The 1,948-nt window shown below is 70.4% G+C and carries 2 protein-coding genes; both read right to left on the bottom strand.

Annotated elements, in window-relative coordinates; translation table 11 throughout:
• Positions 1 to 98: 98 nt before the first annotated feature.
• A complete protein-coding gene (locus P409_RS32975; protein ID WP_052121670.1) occupies positions 99 to 938 on the bottom strand; it encodes an ABC transporter permease in 840 nt (279 codons plus the stop codon).
• A complete protein-coding gene (locus P409_RS32970) occupies positions 935 to 1,870 on the bottom strand; it encodes an ABC transporter permease (protein ID WP_034848659.1) in 936 nt (311 codons plus the stop codon). Before P409_RS32970 ends, P409_RS32975 begins: the two co-directional genes overlap by 4 nt.
• Positions 1,871 to 1,948 lie beyond the last annotated feature (78 nt).

The following is a 1,948-nucleotide window of genomic DNA, read 5'->3' as shown; positions in this document are numbered from 1 at the left end:
GGCGCGGCAATGGTATTCGACGCCGGCCACCGCCGCCGCCTCGCCCCCGCCGGCGGGAAAGGTCGCGGTCAGGCCGCGGATCGACAGCACCGTCCCGCTCATGATTCGGGCCGCAGCAGGTCGGCGACGCCGTCGCCCAGCAGGCTGAAGCCGAAGCCGGTGACGACGATAGCGACGCCGGGGAAGATGGTCATCCACCAGGCCTGGGACATGAAGTTCTTGCCGTCGGCGATCAGCAGGCCCCATTCGGCGGCGGGCGGCTGGGCGCCAAGGCCGAGATAGCCCAGGCTGGCGCCCAGCAGGATCGACAGCGCCATGTCGGTCATCCAGTACACCAGCACCGGCGAGACGGTATTGGGCAGCAGGTGGCGCAGGATGATGCGGGCGTCGCCATAGCCCATCACCTTGCCGGCGGCGGCATAGTCCAGCCGGTTCTGCACCTTGACCTCGGCCGCGGTCAGCCGGGCGTAGAACACCCAGCCGACGGCGCCGACCGCGATGTACATGTTGACCAGGCCGGGCCCCAGCACGGCGACGATGGCGATCACCAGCACCAGGAAGGGGAAGGTGATGACCACGTCGACAATGCGGCCGAAGATCGGCTCCCAGATCCCGCCGTAATAGCCGACCAGCGCGCCGATTGCGGTGCCGAAGACGACCGGGAACAGGGTGGTGAACACCGCGATCTGCATGTCGACGCGATAGGCCCAGATCACCCGGCTCAGGATGTCGCGGCCGAAATTGTCGGTGCCGAAGGGGTGCCCCCAGCTCGGCGGCTTCATCAGGGCGCGATAGTCGAAGGCGGTGGGGTCGTAGGGCGCCACGAGATGGGGCGCGATCGCCAGGACCAGGCTGGCCCCGACGATGACGAGCCCGGCGACCAGGGCGGCGGAGGGACGGCGCCGGGCGCGGGCCGGGGCCAGGCCGACCGCGGTCATGCCTTCACCCGCGGGTCGAGCGCCGCCTGCACCAGGTCGGTCGCCAGGAACACCAGCGCCACCAGCACCGCCATCGCCAGGGTCAGCCCCTGCACCACGGGATAGTCGCGGCCATAGATGCTGTCGATCATCAGCCGGCCGGCGCCGGGGATGGCGAACACCGTCTCGGTGATCACGGCGCCGCCGATCAGCGTGCCGACCGACAGGCCGAACAGGGTGACGGTCGAGATCAGGGCGTTGCGCAGCACATGCCGGCCCAGCACCAGCCGCGGCGCCAGGCCCTTGGAGCGGGCGAAGTCGACATATTCCGCGCCCAGCACCTCGATGATCGAGGCGCGCAGGTTGCGCATCAGCACGGCGGACAGGCTCAGCGCCAGGGTCAGGGCCGGCAGGAACAGGTGCCAGATCCGGTCGCCCCAGTCGTCGCCATAGCCGCCGACCGGGAACCAGCGCAGCCCGGCGGCGAACACGGTCAGCAGCACCAGGCCGAGATAGAAGATCGGCATCGACAGCCCGACCTGGAAGGCGCCGCGGATCACGGTGTCGGCGGCCCGCCCGCGCCGCATCGCGGCGGCGAAGGCCAGCGGCACGGCCAGGATCAGGGCCAGCAGCGCGGCGAAGCCGGTCAGCGCCAGCGTCACCGGCATCCGCTCCAGGATCAGGCGCATCACCGGCACCTTGAGGTGGATCGAGGTGCCGAGGTCGCCCTGGACGATCCGCTGCAGGAACAGCAGGAACTGCGCCGGGATCGACCGGTCGAGGCCCAGCTGGGCGTTCAGCCGCGCCACGTCGGCGTCGGTGGCGCGGTCGCCCAGCATGGCGCTGGTCGGGTCGCCCGGCAGCAGCCGGACCAGCACGAAGATCACGACCAGCACCAGGAACAGGGTCGGGACCAGCTGGATCAGCCGCTTGGCCACGTGGTTCAGATTCACCGGCAGGCCTCCTGTCCTCGCGGCCAGCCGGGGAGAGCCTGCCCTTTCTCAACGCCGCCCTTAAGAGTCCCCCCTCCC

The sequence above is a fragment of the Inquilinus limosus MP06 genome (genome assembly GCF_000767795.1).
GTDB classification, from domain to species: domain Bacteria; phylum Pseudomonadota; class Alphaproteobacteria; order DSM-16000; family Inquilinaceae; genus Inquilinus; species Inquilinus limosus_E.
The sequence above is the reverse complement of the archived record's forward strand: the minus strand, read 5'-3'. Positions and strand labels throughout refer to the sequence as shown.